Annotated in this window: 15 protein-coding genes; 4 read left to right on the top strand and 11 right to left on the bottom strand. The window is 67.0% G+C overall.

Translation table 11 applies throughout. The annotated features are described in order from the left end of the window. The first annotated feature begins 93 nt into the window (after positions 1-93). Together KO490_RS12945 and KO490_RS12940 are read left to right on the top strand one after the other, a co-directional pair. Positions 94-1,092, top strand: coding sequence for a Fe(3+) ABC transporter substrate-binding protein (locus tag KO490_RS12945; RefSeq protein WP_216019831.1), 999 nt, complete (start codon positions 94-96; stop codon positions 1,090-1,092). Between the two features lie 100 nt (positions 1,093-1,192). Further along, on the top strand, positions 1,193-2,128 hold the full coding sequence (locus KO490_RS12940; protein WP_216019830.1) for a nucleoside hydrolase: 936 nt from the start codon (positions 1,193-1,195) through the stop codon (positions 2,126-2,128). Here KO490_RS12940 and KO490_RS12935 read toward each other — a convergent pair. The 9 genes from KO490_RS12935 to pyrH form a co-directional block, all read right to left on the bottom strand. After that, positions 2,087-2,791, bottom strand: a complete 705-nt coding sequence (locus KO490_RS12935; protein WP_216019829.1) for an OmpH family outer membrane protein — start codon at positions 2,789-2,791, stop codon at positions 2,087-2,089. The two genes, KO490_RS12940 and KO490_RS12935, sit on opposite strands and share 42 nt — an antisense overlap. Next, complete coding sequence (gene bamA, locus KO490_RS12930) at positions 2,791-5,091, bottom strand: outer membrane protein assembly factor BamA (RefSeq protein ID WP_216019828.1); 2,301 nt, start codon at positions 5,089-5,091, stop codon at positions 2,791-2,793. The genes KO490_RS12935 and bamA overlap by 1 nt, the downstream gene beginning before the upstream one ends. A gap of 103 nt (positions 5,092-5,194) precedes the next feature. Next, the gene (gene rseP, locus KO490_RS12925) at positions 5,195-6,517 is read right to left on the bottom strand and encodes an RIP metalloprotease RseP (protein WP_216019827.1); all 1,323 of its coding nucleotides are present in this window, start codon (positions 6,515-6,517) and stop codon (positions 5,195-5,197) included. Next, the gene (gene dxr / locus KO490_RS12920; RefSeq protein ID WP_216019826.1) at positions 6,514-7,671 is read right to left on the bottom strand and encodes a 1-deoxy-D-xylulose-5-phosphate reductoisomerase; all 1,158 of its coding nucleotides are present in this window, start codon (positions 7,669-7,671) and stop codon (positions 6,514-6,516) included. Before dxr ends, rseP begins: the two co-directional genes overlap by 4 nt. Before the next feature lie 3 nt (positions 7,672-7,674). Continuing rightward, positions 7,675-8,514 (bottom strand): phosphatidate cytidylyltransferase, encoded by an 840-nt coding sequence (locus tag KO490_RS12915; protein WP_216019825.1) that lies wholly within the window; start codon positions 8,512-8,514, stop codon positions 7,675-7,677. Next, positions 8,511-9,248: a polyprenyl diphosphate synthase gene (uppS, locus tag KO490_RS12910; RefSeq protein ID WP_216019824.1), complete on the bottom strand. Its 738-nt coding sequence runs from the start codon at positions 9,246-9,248 to the stop codon at positions 8,511-8,513. Before uppS ends, KO490_RS12915 begins: the two co-directional genes overlap by 4 nt. Positions 9,249-9,255: 7 nt before the next feature. Then, positions 9,256-9,819 carry a ribosome recycling factor gene (gene frr, locus KO490_RS12905; RefSeq protein ID WP_216019823.1) on the bottom strand — a complete coding sequence of 188 codons (564 nt, stop codon included), beginning with the start codon at positions 9,817-9,819 and terminating at the stop codon, positions 9,256-9,258. 93 nt (positions 9,820-9,912) lie between these two features. After that, positions 9,913-10,701: an ion transporter gene (locus KO490_RS12900; RefSeq protein WP_216019822.1), complete on the bottom strand. Its 789-nt coding sequence runs from the start codon at positions 10,699-10,701 to the stop codon at positions 9,913-9,915. Positions 10,702-10,711: 10 nt separating this feature from the next. Further along, positions 10,712-11,437 (bottom strand): UMP kinase, encoded by a 726-nt coding sequence (gene pyrH, locus KO490_RS12895; protein ID WP_216019821.1) that lies wholly within the window; start codon positions 11,435-11,437, stop codon positions 10,712-10,714. A gap of 93 nt (positions 11,438-11,530) precedes the next feature. Here pyrH and miaA point away from each other — a divergent pair, with 93 nt between their 5' ends. Both miaA and KO490_RS12885 read left to right on the top strand, forming a co-directional pair. Next, positions 11,531-12,427 carry a tRNA (adenosine(37)-N6)-dimethylallyltransferase MiaA gene (gene miaA / locus KO490_RS12890; RefSeq protein WP_216019820.1) on the top strand — a complete coding sequence of 299 codons (897 nt, stop codon included), beginning with the start codon at positions 11,531-11,533 and terminating at the stop codon, positions 12,425-12,427. 97 nt (positions 12,428-12,524) lie between these two features. Then, on the top strand, positions 12,525-13,559 hold the full coding sequence (locus KO490_RS12885; RefSeq protein WP_216019819.1) for an AraC family transcriptional regulator: 1,035 nt from the start codon (positions 12,525-12,527) through the stop codon (positions 13,557-13,559). Here the strand turns inward: KO490_RS12885 and KO490_RS12880 are convergent. After that, a complete protein-coding gene (locus tag KO490_RS12880) occupies positions 13,556-14,305 on the bottom strand; it encodes an RlmE family RNA methyltransferase (protein ID WP_216019818.1) in 750 nt (249 codons plus the stop codon). The two genes, KO490_RS12885 and KO490_RS12880, sit on opposite strands and share 4 nt — an antisense overlap. Then, a complete protein-coding gene (locus KO490_RS12875) occupies positions 14,305-15,426 on the bottom strand; it encodes a Ppx/GppA phosphatase family protein (protein ID WP_216019817.1) in 1,122 nt (373 codons plus the stop codon). Before KO490_RS12875 ends, KO490_RS12880 begins: the two co-directional genes overlap by 1 nt. Positions 15,427-15,550: the final 124 nt, after the last annotated feature.

The following is a 15,550-nucleotide window of genomic DNA, read 5'->3' as shown; positions in this document are numbered from 1 at the left end:
GCCATGGTCAATCTGTCGCGTGCGCGCGCCGCCCAGATTGACAAGTTCGGTCAGGATTGCGATGGCTGCGTTCGACTGCATCAGGAGGAACCCATGCGCCTTACCGCACTTGCACTGATGGCCGGCAGCGCCGCCCTTCCCGCCATGGCCCAGGAGGTCAACGTCTACAGCCACCGTCAGCCCGAGCTGATCCAGCCGCTGATCGACGCCTTCACCGCCGAGACCGGGATCGACGTGAACCTGGCCTATGTGGACAAGGGCATGGTCGAACGCCTGCAGGCCGAGGGCGACCGTTCGCCCGCCGATCTGGTGATGACCGTGGATGTCGCCCGCCTGGGCGAGCTGAAGGAGGCGGGCGTCCTGCAGCCCGTCGAGGACGAGGCCCTGGCCCGCATTCCCGACAGCCTGCATGACAGCGACAATCGCTGGTTCGCGCTGACCACCCGCGCGCGCATCGTCTATGCCAGCAAGGATCGCGTGGCCGATGGCGATCTGACCACCTACGAGGATCTGGCCGATCCCAAATGGAAGGGCCGCATCTGCACGCGCAGCTTCACCCATGACTACAACGTCGCGCTGACGGCCGCCTATATCGCCCATCACGGCGAAGAGGAGACCCGCGAATGGTTGAACGGCGTCAAGGCGAACCTGGCACGTCCCCCCGAAGGCGGCGACCGCGATCAGGTCAAGGCGATCTGGGCCGGACAGTGCGACATCAGCCTGGGCAACACCTATTACATGGGTGCGATGCTGAAGGATGACGAACAGAAGGAATGGGCCGACAGCGTGCGCATCGTGTTCCCGACCTTCGAGGATGGCGGCACGCATGTGAACGTCTCGGGTGTGGCGATGACCAACGCCTCGCCCAACAGCGACGCCGCGAAGAAGCTGATGGACTTCCTCGTCAGCGATCAGGCCCAGTCGATCTATGCCGAGACCAACAACGAGTTCCCGGTCGTCGAAGGCGTCCCGGCCTCTGATCTGGTCGCAAGCTGGGGCGAGTTCACCGCCGACGACCTGCCCCTGACCGAGATCTCGGAACTGCGCCCCAGGGCGCTGGACCTGATCGAGGAAGTGAATTTCGACGGCTGATCGGGGCCGCATCGGCGAAATCGGGGGGCGCGGGCGGAAGGGCTTGCGCCCCCTTTTCATGCCGCGCAAGACTTTGCGCCGAAGAACAACGGGGGGCGGCATGCCACAGAAGATCATCATCGACACCGATCCGGGGCAGGACGACGCCGTGGCCATCCTGACGGCCCTCGCCTCGCCCGAACTGCAGGTGCTGGGCATCACCGCCGTCGCGGGCAACGTGCCCTTGGCGCTGACGCAGGTGAATGCCCGCAAGGTGGTCGAGCTGTCGGGCGCGGATGTCCCCGTCTTCGCGGGCTGCGACCGTCCGCTCGGGCGGCCCCTGGTCACGGCGGAACATGTCCACGGGTCCACGGGCCTCGACGGGACGGACCTGCCCGAGCCCGGCCTGCCGCTGCAGGACCGCCATGCCGTCGATTTCATCGTCGAGACCCTGCGCGAACATGATGCGGGCAGCGTCACGCTGGTCCCGATCGGCCCCCTGACCAATATCGCCGAGGCGTTCCGCCGCGCGCCCGACATCATCGCCCGCGTGCAGCAGATCGTGCTGATGGGCGGCGCCTATTTCGAAGTGGGCAACATCACCCCCGCGGCCGAGTTCAACATCTTCGTCGATCCCGAGGCCGCGGCCGAGGTCTTCGCCTCAGGCGTGCCGCTGGTCGTGCTGCCGCTGGACGTGACGCACAAGGCGCTGACCAGCGCCGACTGGATCGCGGATCTGCGCGCGCTGCCCAACCGCACCGGCCCCGCGGTGGCGGGCTGGACCGATTTCTTCGAACGCTTCGACACCGAGAAATACGGAAGCAGCGGCGCGCCCCTGCACGACCCCTGCACCATCGCGTGGCTGCTGCAGCCCCAGCTGTTCCAGGGCCGCCGCATCAATGTCGAGATCGAGACCGAGGGCCGCCTGACGACCGGCATGACCGTGGCCGACTGGTGGGGCGTCACCGACCGCGCGCCCAACGCGCTGTTCCTGAAGGATGTGGATCGCGATGGGCTATTCGCCCTGCTGATCGACCGGCTGTCCCGACTGCCCTGAACGGTCGATATCGGGCAGCGGGACCGCGCCTTCACCATCGCCGATCTGATCGTCCATCACGGCGATCAGATCCTCGGTCACGTCGATGGCGTCCAGCGACACGAAGACCGTCCGGCGATCCAGCACGGCCACCGCCCCGCGATCCTGCATGGCCTGCCCCATCGCGGGCAGCGCCGCGCGGAAGAAGGCGACGCGATCCTCCTCGGCCCAGTCGTTCAGGTCCTGGACGATCTGCGCCCGTTCGCGGCGGATCTCGGTCGCGCGCAGGTCGAAATTCTCGGCCAGGCGGCGGAATTCGGCGGGGGGCAGTTCGGCACGACGTTCGGTCAGGTCGGCCTCTTCGGCAGACAGCATCTCGGTCAGACGCTCGTTCTCGGCGGCGACCTTGTCGCCCTCGGCCTCGAGCACGCGCTGCGCGCGCAGACCCCAGGCGGATCCCAGATACAGCGCATCCTGGTCCAGCGTCAGGATCGGCGCCACCGGCAGGGTCGATCCGTCGCCCGTCGCGATGGTGCTGTTGGGCAGATCGGCGGCAGGCGCGGTCTGCCGTTCGGTATCCACCCCCGGCATCTGCGGCGCCAGGGGTTCGGCGTCCTGCGCCGACAGCGCGGCGGGCCACAGGCCCAGCCACGCGATCAGCCCCGCACGCGCCAGTCCCTTCATCAGAAGGTGGTCTGGATGGTCAGGTCGAAGTTCTGCACCTCGTCGTAATCCTCCTTGCGCACGGCGTGCGAGAAGTTGAAGCGCAGCGGCCCGATGGGCGTCGTCCAATAGATCGAGGCACCGATGGCGGCACGGACATACATGTCGTCGTCGATCTCGGTCCCGTCGGTGCCAACCGTGTTGTCCAGCCCCCAGAGCGAGCCGACATCCGCGAACAACCCGCCCTGGATGCCGTATTCCTCGGGCAGGCCGATCGGGAACTGCGCCTCGGCCCGTGCGGCCCAATAGTAGTTGCCGCCAAGCGTGTCCTGGTTGTCGGCGCTGATGTCGCGGGGGCCGTAGCCGCCGGATTCGAAACCGCGCACGCGGCTGCCGGTGCCGAAGCGGTCGATGATCCAGGTGTCGTAATCGTCATAGGCATAGACCGCACCCGCCTCGACCTCGGCGCGCAGGGTCACGTCGTCGCGCCATGCGGTCGACTCGACGCCCGCCAGGACCGAGGTCTCGATCGTCTTGGTATCGCCGCCCGCACCCGCGATGTCCTGCGAGAAGCGCAGGCGATAGGCGTTCAGCGGGTCCAGCCCCGTGCGCCGCGAATCCCAGCTGTAGGTATAGCCGAGCGCCGAGCTGAGACGGGTGCCGGCCTCGTCCTGCAGGATCTGCGAGCTGTCCTCGTCCACGTCGTCCAGCTTGTTCTCGGAGATGGTATAGCGGACTTCGAGGCGGCCATTGTCGGAAACCGGGAATTCCAGCGACGGTTTGAACGACAGGCTGCGGGTGTTGTAATCGCCGTCATCGTCATCCGACGCGGTATAGTTCAGGTTCAGCCCCGCCTTCAGGTCGCGGCCCAGGAAGAAGGGCTCGATGAAGGTGAAATCGCCTTCGCGATCGTCGGAATCGGTCGAGATGGTGACGCCGACCGTCTGCCCCCGCCCGAGGAAGTTCCGCTCGGACAGCGATGCGGTCAGGCCGACGCCGCTGCTGACGCCATAGGAGGCGCCGAAGGACAACGAGCCGGTCGGCTGTTCCTCGACATTGACGCCCACGACGACCTGGCTCGGGTCCGAACCTTCGCGCGTGTTGACCTGCGCATCCGCGAAATAGCCCAGGGCGCGCACGCGTTCGGCCGAATTGCGGATCTCTCGCGCGTTGAAGGGGTCGCCTTCGACGGTGGTGAACTGGCGGCGGATCACCTCGTCCAGGGTGGTGGTGTTGCCCTCGATGTCGATGCGTTCGACAAAGACGCGCTGGCCGCGGGTCAGGGCGAAGGTCAGGTCCAGCAGGCCGGTCTGCGCGTTGCGGGTCACGCGCGGCTCGATATTGACGAAGTTCAGCTGCTGCTGGATGGCGATGGTCTCCATCCGGCGGATCGACACGTCGATGACCGAGGGGTTGTAGACCTCGCCGCGCTTGATGCGGCTCTGGGCGGCGAAGGCCGCGGCATCGACGCCCGGAATCTCCGATACGGTCGTGACATTGCCGAAGCGGTAACGCGGACCTTCCTGGATGTTGAAGGTGATGAAGAACGCATCGCGTTCGCGCGCGATCTCGGATGCCACGCCCTGCACCTTGAAATCGGCATAACCGCGCGAGCGGTAGAAATCGGTCAGCAGCTGTTCATCCAGCGAGATGCGTTCCGGCGCGAAGGTATCGCGGCGGATGAAGGTCCGCAGCAGGCCCGCCTGCTTGGTCTGCAGCACGTTGCGCAGCCTGCGATCCGAGAATGCGCGGTTGCCGGTGAAGCTCAGGCGCTCGATCTCGGTGACATCGCCTTCCTTGATCTCGAAGACCAGGTCCACGTTGTTGTTGCCGCGACGGATGATCTTGGGATCGACGCGCGCCGCCAGGCGCCCCTCCGAGGCATAGACCTCTGCGATGGTGCGCGCATCGGCGATGGCCTGGCTGGGCTGATAGACCCGGCGCGACTGGCTCTTGACGATCTCGGCCAGACGCTCGTCGTTGATGCGGCGATTGCCCTCGAAGTTGATGCGGTTGACGATGGGATATTCGCTGACGCGCACGACCAGCGTGCCGCCCTGCGGGACCAGTTCGACCGTTTCGAACAGCCCGGAATTCTGCAGCCGCTGCAGGCCGGCATTGATGTCGCCCGCCCCCACGTCGCGTCCCTGCGGGATGTCCAGATAGGACAGGACGGCGCCGGTCTCGATCTGGTTGTTCCCCTCGACGCGGATGTCGTTGAAGACGACCGCCTGGGCCGGCGTGGGCATCAGCCCCGCAGGCACAGTCATCGCCAGGGACGCCATCAGCGCGACCGCGCCCTTGCCCAGTTTCCGTTCCATCCCAGCCCCTCTTCGATTCAGCCTGCATCGACCCCTGCGGGGCCTGTTCTTTTGCACAATTCTGTATCCCCAAGCGGGTGCGCCTGTCAAAAGCGCATCGCCGTCAGGGGCACAAAAGATCGTTCGTAAGTCCGAAAATCATCAGCGTCAGCACGATCGCCATGCCCATGGCCGTCAACGCGTTCAGCACCCGGTCCGAGGGCGGACGCCCCGCCACGGCCTCGTAGGCATAGAACATCAGGTGCCCGCCATCGAGGACCGGGATGGGCAGCAGGTTCAGGAAACCGATGGCCGCCGACAGGACCGCGATCCACCACAGGAAGTTCGCACCCCCCGCGCTGGCGGCCTGTCCCGTGCTCTCGGCGATGCTGATCGCGCCGCCCAGGTTGCAGGTGCCGATCTGTCCGGTGATCATCGCCCACATCCCCAGCAGGGACGATGTGATGATCCCCCAGGTCTGGACGACGCCGATGCGCAGCGCCTCGAGCGGGCCGGCGCGGCGGGTCTCGGCGGTGAAGAAGCTTTCGCCGCCGGTCACGCCGATCAGCCAGCGTTGCTCGAAGCCGCCGCCCTCGGCGGGCAGATCCGACAGGCGCGGGGTCAGCGTCAGATCCATGCGGCCCTGACCCTCGCGCCAGACGGTCAGGTCGATGGGTTGGCCGCCTGCGGCCTCGACCGCCTGACGCAGCTGGTCGAAGCGGCTGACGGGCGCGCCGTCGATCGCCACCACGACGTCGCCGCCGCGCAGCCCTGCATCCACGGCGGCGCTGCGCGGCGCCACGCCCGTGATGCGCGCGGGCATCGGATCGGGGCCGGCAACGGTCATGCGCTGCCCGTCGCGTTCCACGGTCCAGTCCTGCACGGGCGCCAGCGGCAGCGCGTTCGATGCGCGGCCCAGATCGCCCCAGGTCTCGACCGGGATGTCGCCCACGGCCAGGATGCGATCGCCCGGCTGCAGCTCGTTCGTGACCGAAGGGGGCGCGGCGGCGATGCTGCCCACACGGGGTTCGGCCTGCGGCAGGCCCTGCACGATGGCAAAGCCGCCGAAGATCAGGATCGACAGGATGAAATTGAAGACCGGCCCGGCCAGCAGCGTCGCGAACCGCGCCCAGAGCGGCGCGCCATGCAGCGTCCGCCGCCGCATCGCGGGATCGACCTGCTGCCCGGTTCCCGCACTGGCGGCGTTGGCATCGCCCAGGAACCTGACATAGCCGCCAAGCGGCAGCGCCGCGACCTGCCACAAGGTGCCGCGCCGGTCCCTGCGCGAGATCAGGCGCGGCCCGAACCCGACCGAGAAGACCTCGGCCCGGATGCCGGACCAGCGGCCGACGATGTAATGGCCGTATTCATGGACCGTGACGATGACTGCCAGGGCGGTCACGAATGCCGCAAGGGTCCAGATGGTGTCGAGAAACGGGGCGATCATGCGCGGGCCTCCTGCCTTGCGGCGCGGTCCCATTGCAGGACGGTATCAAGCGTGTCGGGCGCATGGCCGAAACCGGGCTGGGCGGACAGGGTCGCCAGCGTGGTCTCGACCCGCGGGCCCATGTCGGTGAATCCGATGCGACCGGCGATGAAATCGTCCAGCGCCTGTTCCTTGGCGGCATTGAACACCGCACCTGCCGCGCCGCCGGCCTGCATCACCTCGCGCGCAAGACGCAGGGCGGGCCAGCGAAGCTCGTCGGGTTCGCGGAAGGTCAGCTGCCCGAGCGCGGCCAGATCCAGTGCGGGCACAGGCAGCGGACGGCGTTCCGGCCAGTTCAGCGCGAAGCCGATGGCATGGCGCATGTCGGGCGCGCCCAGATGCGCGATGGAGCCCCCGTCGTGATGGGTGACCATCGCGTGGATGATGCTTTCGGGATGGACCAGGACGCGGATCCGGTCGGGCGACAGGCCGAACAGCTCATGCGCCTCGATCACCTCCATCGCCTTGTTGAACATCGACGCGCTGTCGATGGTGATGCGCTGACCCATCGCCCAGTTGGGATGGGTCGAGGCCTCGGCCACGGTGGCGGCTGCCAGCCGTTCCAGCGGCCAGTCGCGGAAGGCCCCGCCCGATGCGGTGATGACCACCTCCTTGACGGATTCGAGGTTGTCCGACCCAAGCGCCTGAAAAACAGCCGAATGTTCGCTGTCCACCGGAAGTATCTTGGCACCCGAGGCCGCCGCCGTGTCGCGCAGAAGACCGCCTGCGCAGACCAGCGATTCCTTGTTGGCAAGCGCCAACGTGCCGCCCTGAGCCAGCGCCGTCAGCCCCGGTGCCAGCCCTGCCGAACCGACGATCGAGGACAGGACCCAATCGGCAGGCATCGACGCGGCCTCGATCAGCGCATTGCTCCCCGCCGCCGCGCGAACGCCGCTGCCCGCCAGCGCGTCGCGCAGTTCGGGCAGGCAATCCTCATGCGCGGTGACGGCGATCTCGGCCTGCAATTCGCGCGCCATTTCCGCAAGCCGCGCGATATTCCGGCCGCCGGTCAGGGCCACGGTCCGATAGGCTTCGGGGCCGCCCGCATCGCGGATCAGATCCACGCCATTCGCGCCGACCGAGCCGGTCGCGCCGAAAATCGAGATACGTCGCATCGTTCAGTTCACCACGGGAAGACTGGTCACGAATCCGATCAGCATGGTCGCGATGACCGCCCCCGTCACTGCGTCGAAACGATCCATGAAACCGCCATGGCCCGGGATCAGGTTCGAGCTGTCCTTGACCCCCGCCCGCCGCTTCAGCCAGCTTTCGGCGATATCACCCATCTGGCCCGCGAAGCAGACAAGGGGCGACACCCAGATCAGCGCGGCATCGCCCTGCCCCGCCAGCCACAGCAGCGTCCCGAAGATGCAGGCACCGACCCAACCGGCAACGGTCCCCGACCAGGTCTTCTTGGGGCTGAGGCTGGGCCAGAATTTCGGCCCGCCCATGACACGGCCCACGAAATACCCCGCCGTGTCCGAGATGATGATGACCCCCATCAGCCACAGCACGAAGTTCAGACCGAAACTCTCGCGGAAACCCACAAGGCCGAAGGCCACCAGCAGGATGGCGGTGCCGAAGATGGCATAGGTGCCGCGGTCGCGGCTGGATGCACCCGGCAGGCCGATCAGGATCGGCACGGCCAGCGCCAGCCATGCCAGCGGGTGGAACGAGGTCAGCGCAATCGCCTGCGACACGCCCGCGATCGCGGCAAGCGCCACTGGGCGGCTGCGCCCGAACAGCGTCACGTGGCGCGCCGGATGCCGCCAGCCGGTCATCGCCGCCAGTTCCCAGAAGGTGATCGCCGAGATCACCGCCATGCCCAGTCGCAGCCAGATGCCCGTCGCCACGGCCAGCAGAACGCCGATGCCCAGAAGAACCAGGGTCGATGCGACACGGCGGGACAGGTCGCCCCACTTGCCGCCCTTCGACACCTTCCCCGCCGCCGGGGTCATGCGCCCCCGAAGCGACGGTCGCGCATGCCGAACCCGTCGAGGATCGCGGACAGATGCTGCGGCGTGAAATCGGGCCACAGCGTCGGCGTGAATTCATATTCGGAATAGGCCGCCTGCCAGGGCAGGAAATTCGACGTCCGGGTTTCACCCGAGGTGCGGATCACCAGGTCGGGATCGGGCTGACCGGCGGTATCCATGCAATCGGCCAGATCGGCCTCGGTCGGGGTCTCGATCTCTCCGGCGGCGATCTTGCGCGCAAGACGCGTCGAGGCGCGCGTCAGCTCGTCGCGGCCGCCGTAATTGATGGCCACCGTCAGGTTCAGCCGGGTGTTCCCCGCCGTCCGGGCCTCGATCGAGGCCATCAGGTCCTGCAGCTTGCGGTCCAGCCGCTCGCGTCCGCCGATAAAGCGCATCCGGACGCCTTCGCCCGCCATGCCCACGGCCTCGCGTTCGATATAGCGGCGGAAGATCTTCATCAGACCCAGCACCTCTTCGGTCGAACGCTTCCAGTTCTCGGTCGAGAAGGCATAGATGGTCAGCCAGTCCACGCCAAGCTCGGGGCAGGCGCGCACGATCTGCTTGACCCGTTCGGCACCCCGACGATGCCCGACAAGGCGCGGCCAGCCGCGTTCGGTGGCCCAACGGCCGTTGCCATCCATGATGATGGCGACATGGCGGGGGCGCCGGGCACCCCCATCCGTCATCGCCGTCGCTGCCGGGGAAGCCAAGGTCATGGTCGCGTCACACCTGCATGATTTCGGCTTGCTTGTTCTCAAGCGCCTGGTCGACCGCGGCGGTCATCTTGTCGGTCAGCTCCTGCACGGCGGCTTCCCAGAACTTCTGATCGTCCTCGGGCATGCCGTTGGCCTTGCCCTTCTTGATCTTGTCCATGCCGTCGCGGCGCACGTTGCGCATCGAGACGCGGGCATGTTCGGCATATTGGGCCGCGACCTTGGTCAGCTCGCGGCGGCGTTCCTCGTTCAGCTCGGGGATCGGCAGCATGATGATGGTGCCGTTGGTCTGCGGGTTGATGCCCAGACCGCTTTCGCGGATGGCCTTCTCGACCTTGCCGACCATGCCCTTGTCCCAGACGTTGATCGTGACCATGCGCGGTTCGGGCACGTTCACGGTGCCGACCTGGTTGATCGGCGTCATCTGACCGTAAGCCTCGACCTGGACGGGTTCGACCATGGATGCCGATGCCCGGCCCGTCCGCAGCGACGCGAACTCGGCCCGCAGGCTGTCCATGGCGCCCTTCATGCGCCGTTCCAGATCGTCGAGATCGATTTCGATGTCCTCAGCCATGTGGACTGCCTCTGCTTTAATTTCGCTTGCTTGTAACCGTATTGAGCAGGCTTGGCAAAGCCTTTGCCCTGATTTTGGGCGCGTCCGGCGGGTTCAGGCCGCGTCCTTGCCACGCCTTTCGGCCAGCTGCGCCTCGATTGCGCGAAGGCGCACCAGAACCTCGTCGCGATAGGCATCCGTGGCGGCGCTTTCCTCGGCCTGGTGGGCATCCTGCATCGAGTTCACGATGAGGCCCACGACCAGGTTCATCACCGCGAAGGTGGTGACCAGGATGAAGGGCAGGAAGAACAGCCATGCCAGCGGATAGACCTCCATCACGGGGCGCACGATGCCCATCGACCAGCTTTCCAGCGTCATCACCTGGAACAGCGAATAGGCCGATTTCCCGAGCGTGCCGAACCATTCGGGAAATCCCGCCCCGAACAGCTTGGTCGCCATGACCGAGAAGATGTAGAAGATCACGCCCATCAGCAGGAAGACCGAGGCCATGCCCGGCATCGCGGCGAACAGCCCCTCGACCACGCGGCGCAGGCGCGGGGTGACCGACACGAGGCGCAAAAGCCGCAGGATCCGCAGCGCGCGCAGCACCGACAGCCCCTGCCCCGCCGGCATCAGCGCGATCCCCACGACGGCAAAGTCGAAGATGTTCCACCCGTCCGCGAAGAAGCGGGGCCCGCGGGCGATCAGCTTGGCGCCGATTTCGGCCACGAAGATCGCAAGGCAGGCCGCATCCAGCGCAAGGATCAGCGGACCTGCCGCGGCCATGGCGCGGTCGGATGTCTCCAACCCCAGCAGGACCGCGTTGAACAGGATCACCGCCGTGATCACCCCTTGTGCCCGACGCCCATGGACCAGCGCGTCGAGCCGCATCCGCAGGCTCATGGCGTCGACCTTACACGTGAACGCGGGTATAGGTCCCGCGCCCTTCCAGGATCGACTGGAACCCGCCCGGTGCATCCAGCGAGAAGACGATGATCGGCAGCTTGTTGTCGCGGGCCAGCGCGATGGCCGAGGCGTCCATCACGCCCAGATGCTTCTGCAGCACCTCGTCATAGCTGACATCGCCGTAACGCTTGGCATCCGCGAACTTGACCGGATCCTTGTCATAGACGCCATCGACCTTGGTGCCCTTGAAGATCGCCTCGCAGTTCATTTCCGACGCGCGCAGCGTGGCGGCGGTATCGGTGGTGAAATAGGGATTGCCGGTGCCTGCCGCGAAGATCACGATCCGCTTCTTTTCCAGATGGCGGATGGCGCGGCGGCGGATATAGGGCTCGCAGACCTCGTCCATGCGGATCGCGCTGATGACGCGGCAGTGATGGCCAAGCGCCTCGAGCGCGGATTGCACGGCCAGCGCGTTCATCACGGTCGCCAGCATCCCCATGTAGTCGGCGGTCGTCCGTTCCATCCCCTGGGCGCTGCCCTGCAGGCCGCGGAAGATGTTGCCGCCGCCGATCACCATGCAGACCTCGACGCCCATCTTGGCGACGCAGTCGACCTCGTTCGCGATTCGCGCGACGGTGGGCGGATTGAGGCCGAAGCCCTGGTCGCCCATCAGCGCCTCGCCAGAAATCTTGAGCATCACGCGGCCATATTGCTTGGGGGTCTCGCTGGTCATCTGGGGCTCCTTGAGGCCGGCCTGATGCCGGTCGCTTTCATCGCGGCGTTAAATGTCGCAAAAGGCCCGCAGGATCAACTGTCCGGAAGGCCCATGCGCATCCCTGACCTGACATATATCGACGCTTCGCGCCACCTGCTGATTGCAGGACCCACCGCAAGCGGCAAATCCGCACTGGCACTGGCGGTCGCCCGCGCACAGGGCGGGCTGGTGGTCAATGCCGATGCATTGCAGGTCTGGTCGAACTGGCGCGTGCTGACCGCACGGCCATCCCCGGACGACGAGGCGGCGGCGCCGCACGCGCTCTATGGTCATGTGGCGCCGGGGCGGGCCTATTCGGTGGGCGACTGGCTGCGAGAGGTCTCGGGCCTGCTGGACCGGCGGCTGATCGTGGTGGGGGGCACGGGGCTGTATCTGACGGCGCTGACGCGCGGCCTGGCCGAAATCCCCGCGACGCCGCCGCATGTGCGGCAGCTGGCCGATGCGCGGATCGCGGCGGGCGACCTGCCCGCCATGATCGAGGAACTGGACGCCGCCACCCGCGCCGCGATCGACCTGCGAAACCCGGTTCGCGTGCAGCGCGCATGGGAGGTACTGACCGCCACCGGGCGCGGGATCCGCGACTGGCAGGATGCGACGCCGCCGCCGCTGATCGCCCCGCAGGACTGCCAGCGCATCCAGATCGTGTCGGATCGCGACTGGCTGGCCGACCGGATCGCGCGCCGGTTCCACCTGATGCTGGATCAGGGCGCCCTGGACGAGGTTCGGGCCAACCTGCCGATCTGGGACCCCGCGCAGCAATGGGCCAAGGCCATCGGCGCGCCGGAACTGGTGCGCCATCTGCAGGGCGACACCACCCTGCCCGAGGCCGTGCAGCAGGCGATCATCGCCTCGCGGCAATATGCCAAGGGTCAGCGGGCGTGGTTCCGGGGGCGCATGCGCGACTGGGACATGTGGCAAGCCGGCAACGAAGGACTGCATCCGGTCTGATTCGCAGGAAACCAAAGCTTGTTTGTTGTGTTCTGTCAGGGATGGGCGATAATCCGCCTATGTTCCTTCGTAACTCTGGCTTTGGTGGGTATGTTCAATGTCGGTCTGGGATCGCACGGAATGGCAAGGAGGTTTCCCGTTCTCGCCCTCGCGGCTGAGGGTCAAGGGCGGCGCGATGCCGCGGGTCACGCAGCCGGGCATCCCCGATGACGGCATGGCTCCCGAAACGCCCGCCAGGACCGAACGCCCCTGGGCCCTGACGCGTCGTCCGACGGCGCAGATCAACCTGCCCGATGCGCTTGCCATCCGCGCGACGCCTGCGATGCGCCGTTTCGCCCCCCGCCGCGCCAGCCTGCGGCTCGTCCCGCTCGGCGCATTCTCCTGGGGCAGCCGAGAGGTCCCGACCCGCCCGCGCACCCGTCCGGAACATGTTCTGCTGCATGTCACCCATGGTGCGATGCGCGTCGATTTCCCGCGGGATCACCTGATCCTGCAGCCGGGCGGCCTGTGCTTCATCCCGGCTGGAACCGCCTTTGCCGCGCGTCCGCGCAGCGATGCCGAGGGCCAGGTGCTGCTCGTCTCTCCGGAACTCTGCACGGGAATGGACCCGGCCTTTCCTGATCACACCGTATCGGGCTGGCTGGATCACGGTTCGGACGCCCTGCAGATCACGTTGCAGGACATGGCCGAGGATGCGCAGGCCGATCCCGACCCCAAGGCGCTGAACTGCCACCTGAACCTGCTGGCGATGCGGTTGTCGCGGCTGGATCCCGCGCGTGATGCGGGCGAGGATCAGCACCCGGCCCCTGCGGACCGTCCGCTGGTGGACCGCTTCATCGGAATGGCCTCGGCCGATCTGGGGGCATGCCTGACGCTGGCCGACATGGCGCAGGATCTGGGCACGACGCTGACGCAGCTGGACCGCGCCTGCATCGAGGCCCGGGGCCGTCGCGCGATCGAACTGATCAACGAATTGCGACTGGAGCGCGCGGCCGAAATGCTGCGCCATACGGATCGTGCGCCCGCCTGGATCGCGAAGGATCTGGGCTATGCCACCCAGACCCACATGACCCGCGCCTTCGTGGCGGCCACGGGGCGCACCCCCGAGACCTATCGCGCCCAGATGCGTTAATCCTCGGGCGCGTCCTCGTCCGGGCGGCCCTTGAAGCCGAGCGCCACGACGAATTTCTCGGAGGAATCGCTGCGGCTTGCGGGGGGCTTCACGTTCGCGACCTTCTCGAAGTTGCGCTTCAGCAGCGCCTGCATCTCGGTCTCGGCCCCGCCTGCCAGCACCTTGGCGACGAAGGTCCCGCCGGGTTCCAGCACGTCGAATGCCAGCTGGGCCGCGGCCTCGACCAACGCCACGATGCGCAGGTGGTCGGTGTTCTTGTGCCCGGACGACGACGCGGCCATGTCCGACATCACGACATCTGCGGGCCCGCCCAGCCATTCCTTGACCTGATCGTCCGCACCGTCCGACAGGAAGTCCAGCTGATGGATCTCGGCACCGGCGATGGGATCGACCTCTTGCAGGTCCAGCCCCAGCACGCGCCCGATCTTCTTGCCGGATTTTTCGCCCAGGGCATTCACGCGGGCCACGGCGACCTGGCACCAGCCGCCCGGCGCACAGCCCAGATCGACCACGCGCGCACCCGGCACAAGGAAGCGATACTTGTCGTCCAGTTCCAGGATCTTGTAGGCGGCGCGTCCGCGATAACCCTCGCGCTTGGCGCGCACCACGTAAGGGTCGTTCAGCTGGCGTTCCAGCCACAGCTTGCTGGACAGCTTGCGTCCCTTGGCGGTCTTCACCCGCACGCGCAGATCGCGCTGCCCGCGTCCGCTGGTCTTGCCTTCCCGGCTGCCAGGTGCCTTCGTCATCATGCCACTCCGTTCAGTCCTTCGGGCCTCAGCACCCCATCGCGCACCATCTGGGCATAAAGCAACCCCTCTCGCAGTCCGCGATCCGCGACCGAGAGGCGATTCGTCGGCCAGACCCGCATCAGCGTCTGCAGGATCGCGGCCCCCGACATGATCAGCGCATGACGTTCGCGGCCGATCCGCGGGTCGGTGCGACGCCCGTCCGGCCCCAGTGCCAGATAGCTGTGGATCACCTTGTCGATCTGGTCGCTGTTCATCTGCAACCCGTCCACCTTGGTCCGGTCGTAACGCCGAAGCCCAAGGAAGCTGGCCGCCACGGTGGTCACCGTCCCCGAGGTGCCGATGATCTGGAACCCCTCGTCCGGGGCGCCGTCGGCATAGGGGCCGAAATTCGCCAACGCCTCCTCGAAGAACCAGCTCATCAGGGCAAAGCGGCCCTGGTCGTCCTCGACATCCGCGAACTGGTCGCGCAGGGTCGCGACCCCCAGGGGAACGCTGATCCAGTCGACCACGCGCGCGCCGCCCGGCTGCGGATTCCCGAAGCCGTCCGACAGGCGCATGATCGCACGGGGCCGTTCCTTGGGTTCGACATCCTCCAGGTCGATCCAGACCAGCTCGGTCGAGCCGCCGCCGATATCGACGACCATCAGCGTTTCCGTCTTGTGGCTGACCAGCGGCGCACAGGAGATGACGGCAAGCCGTGCCTCTTCCTCGGCCCCGATGACCTCGATCGGCAGGCCGGTCTCACGGCGGATGGTGCGCAGGAAATCGCGGCTGTTCTTGGCACGACGACAGGCCTCGGTCGCGACCAGGCGCATGCTGCGCACGCGGTGCTGGTCCAGCTTGCGCCGGCAGACCTGCAATGCGTGAACGGTACGCGCCATCGAGCTGCGGGACAAACGCCCCGAAGCTTCCAGCCCCTGCCCAAGCTGAACCGGCTTGGAGAAGCTGTCGACGACCTGGAACTGACTGCCCGTCGGACGGGCGATCAGCATCCGGCACGAATTTGTTCCCAGATCCAGGGCAGCATAAAGCCCCCCAGACTCGGGTTGTCGGGTGCCCGACGGCTCGACCGATTTTCTCGGGATCGCGTCCGCACCCGCAGGACGCTTGGGCGCCATGACACACGCCCTCCGATGACAAGTTATCCCCAGAGTAATCGCGCTTAACGCGACGTTCAAGGGGCGGCAGCGATGCCGCAGGTCGCGGCGGTCGTGTCCGGGCGCGCTTGACGCCCGCCAGAGC

Source organism: Paracoccus sp. C2R09 (genome assembly GCF_018860625.1).
In the GTDB taxonomy this organism is placed as follows: domain Bacteria; phylum Pseudomonadota; class Alphaproteobacteria; order Rhodobacterales; family Rhodobacteraceae; genus Paracoccus.
The sequence above is the reverse complement of the archived record's forward strand: the minus strand, read 5'-3'. Positions and strand labels throughout refer to the sequence as shown.

Bases quoted from the DNA above. Each gene is read 5' to 3' on its own strand.
- KO490_RS12945 (WP_216019831.1), top strand. From the start codon at position 94: ATGCGCCTTACCGCACTTGCACTGATGGCCGGCAGCGCCGCCCTTCCC.
- KO490_RS12940 (WP_216019830.1), top strand. From the start codon at position 1,193: ATGCCACAGAAGATCATCATCGACACCGATCCGGGGCAGGACGACGCC.
- KO490_RS12935 (WP_216019829.1), bottom strand. From the start codon at position 2,791: ATGAAGGGACTGGCGCGTGCGGGGCTGATCGCGTGGCTGGGCCTGTGG.
- bamA (WP_216019828.1), bottom strand. From the start codon at position 5,091: ATGGAACGGAAACTGGGCAAGGGCGCGGTCGCGCTGATGGCGTCCCTG.
- rseP (WP_216019827.1), bottom strand. From the start codon at position 6,517: ATGATCGCCCCGTTTCTCGACACCATCTGGACCCTTGCGGCATTCGTG.
- dxr (WP_216019826.1), bottom strand. From the start codon at position 7,671: ATGCGACGTATCTCGATTTTCGGCGCGACCGGCTCGGTCGGCGCGAAT.
- KO490_RS12915 (WP_216019825.1), bottom strand. From the start codon at position 8,514: ATGACCCCGGCGGCGGGGAAGGTGTCGAAGGGCGGCAAGTGGGGCGAC.
- uppS (WP_216019824.1), bottom strand. From the start codon at position 9,248: ATGACCTTGGCTTCCCCGGCAGCGACGGCGATGACGGATGGGGGTGCC.
- frr (WP_216019823.1), bottom strand. From the start codon at position 9,819: ATGGCTGAGGACATCGAAATCGATCTCGACGATCTGGAACGGCGCATG.
- KO490_RS12900 (WP_216019822.1), bottom strand. From the start codon at position 10,701: ATGAGCCTGCGGATGCGGCTCGACGCGCTGGTCCATGGGCGTCGGGCA.
- pyrH (WP_216019821.1), bottom strand. From the start codon at position 11,437: ATGACCAGCGAGACCCCCAAGCAATATGGCCGCGTGATGCTCAAGATT.
- miaA (WP_216019820.1), top strand. From the start codon at position 11,531: ATGCGCATCCCTGACCTGACATATATCGACGCTTCGCGCCACCTGCTG.
- KO490_RS12885 (WP_216019819.1), top strand. From the start codon at position 12,525: ATGTCGGTCTGGGATCGCACGGAATGGCAAGGAGGTTTCCCGTTCTCG.
- KO490_RS12880 (WP_216019818.1), bottom strand. From the start codon at position 14,305: ATGACGAAGGCACCTGGCAGCCGGGAAGGCAAGACCAGCGGACGCGGG.
- KO490_RS12875 (WP_216019817.1), bottom strand. From the start codon at position 15,426: ATGGCGCCCAAGCGTCCTGCGGGTGCGGACGCGATCCCGAGAAAATCG.